This is a genomic window from Nocardia sp. NPDC058497 (assembly GCF_042720195.1).
Lineage (GTDB): Bacteria > Actinomycetota > Actinomycetes > Mycobacteriales > Mycobacteriaceae > Nocardia.
The window spans coordinates 1-1,001 of sequence record NZ_JBHXMY010001076.1 but is presented as its reverse complement, the minus strand read 5'-3'; the positions used below and the strand labels follow the sequence as shown (position 1 = coordinate 1,001).

Here is a 1,001-nt window from a genome sequence, read left to right as displayed (position 1 = left end):
CTTCCGCAGGGTGCAGGTAGGGCGTCGACGACGCCGGGCTGGCGTGTCCGAGCAGTGCCTGGATTTCATCGAGTAGTACCCCGGAGTCGGCGAGGTTGCTGGCGAATCCGTGCCGCGCCCTATGCGGTGTGACTGCGGTGACCATACCTGCTCTGCGGGACAGCGTTTCGAACAGTTCGTTGAGCGCATCGACACTCATCGGTGCCCCCAACGGTGCTCGGAACAGGTTGACGAGTAGGAAGTCGCAGTCCGCAGCGGCGGGTTGCTCGTCGCGTTCGAGCAGATAGAGGTCGATTGCCCGGACGACGAGGAAGTCCAGCGGAACTGCCCGCTGCCGACGGGATTTTGCCCACGCCCCGTTCGGGTTGTCTCGGCGGACCACGTGCAGGTGCGCGCCGTGAATCGGGCATTCGTGAGGTGTGTTGTCCGGCAGTAGGTGCAGATCAGCCCGTCGCAGGCCGGCGGTCTCGCCGCGTCGCAGTCCCGCTCGGGCCAGCAGCAACACGATCAGCCGGTCGCGCGCGTTCCGACAGACCCGAAACAATGCCACGATCTCGGCATCGGTGGCCCGCTCCACCGGCTTCTCCGGTTCGCGCAGGCTGTGCCGGGCGCGACGTCGGTATCGCAGCGCGTTCGACTCGCCCTGCGCGGTCTGCGGGAGTTCCCTTGAGTCGCCGATCTCGTAGAGCTGCTCCATCACCACGCCCAGTGCTTCCTTCGAGGCCACCGCGAACACGAGGAACCCACGGGTGGCTGTGAGCACTCGGTTGATCCGCACGTCGCCACGTACCGGTGCAGCACCCGGGCCCATCACCACGCCGCCACCACGAGTAGGGGTGTATCTCAGCCACACGATGAAAAGTCCGAAGTCACTTGCTGCCGTGCGCCATTCACGCCCAGTGCTCGCGCACCAGCGCAGGAACAGCGCGACACCTTCGGCGTAGGATTTCGTGGTCGACTCGGCCCGATCCCTGCCGAACCTCAGCTCCCTCAAGTACCTG

The 1,001-nt window shown here is 65.7% G+C and carries 1 protein-coding gene; it reads right to left on the bottom strand.

Annotation, left to right across the window (positions count from 1 at the left end; translation table 11 throughout):
• Positions 1 to 763, bottom strand: a 763-nt coding sequence (locus ACFWPJ_RS33815) for a tyrosine-type recombinase/integrase (RefSeq protein WP_378857718.1), incomplete at its 3' end; no start/stop codon positions are given.
• Between the last annotated feature and the right edge of the window lie 238 nt (positions 764 to 1,001).